The organism is Pseudoalteromonas sp. bablab_jr010, assembly GCF_016464105.1.
In the GTDB taxonomy this organism is placed as follows: Bacteria; Pseudomonadota; Gammaproteobacteria; order Enterobacterales; family Alteromonadaceae; genus Pseudoalteromonas; species Pseudoalteromonas simplex.
Genome location: NZ_JACDWV010000104.1, coordinates 1 through 727 on the forward strand (window position 1 = coordinate 1; position 727 = coordinate 727).

The window sequence follows — 727 nt, forward strand, 5'->3', positions numbered from 1 at the left end:
ATCGCGTTTACCAGTCACTTCTAAATACTCATCATCGTAAAAAAAAGGGAAAGGTTGGCCGTCATGGGCATTGCTTTGGAAAATACCATGTCCTAATTGCGAAGCGCGAATAACATAGAGCCAAGCATGGTAGCTATTGGGATTTTGAATCGCTTCCATGGGGAATGTGTCGATTAAGTTTGTTTTTAAGCGAGTGTGCATTTGATAACCAGGGTTTTTCTGTATCATTGCCAGTTCATTTTCTCTTAATCTACTATATAACTTTATGGTTCGGTCGTAGCTTACTTGTGCAAAGCTGTAATGGCTTTCAATCATTTTATTAGTTCCTTAAAATCCTATATCAAAAATCGATACGTCAATAACATCAACAAGCCCGGCGTCATTGGCTTTTTGTTGTATGCCTACGTACTCAATTTGTTGGCTTTTAGTTGCTATTTCAATCTCATCCAGCATATCTTGAATGCTCTCAACCTCTTTTACAAAATCATCATCGCCCGCTAAGTAGCGAGGGTCTTTTGTTAGCGTATCAAGCTTAGAAGTGTAATTGTCAATTATCGAATCCATATATTCTAAGGAGCCTTGTTGGGCTCTATCTTTACCAGCACTCCGGCTACCCCAACTGGCATTACCGCCTTTGGCTTCGATAATTAATACTTTACCGTCTTCTGTTGCATACACTTGGTCAAATTGGCCTTGTTTGCCTTTACCTGGGAGTTTGCTTGCCAAT

2 pseudogenes are annotated in these 727 nt (G+C 39.9%); both read right to left on the minus strand.

Features of this window, described 5'->3' with window-relative positions:
* Positions 1-315 (minus strand): annotated as a pseudogene (locus tag JIG37_RS10140) (hypothetical protein); the annotation flags it as partial.
* A 12-nt stretch (positions 316-327) separates the two neighbouring features.
* Positions 328-727, minus strand: a pseudogene (locus tag JIG37_RS10145) (type IV secretion protein Rhs); the annotation flags it as partial.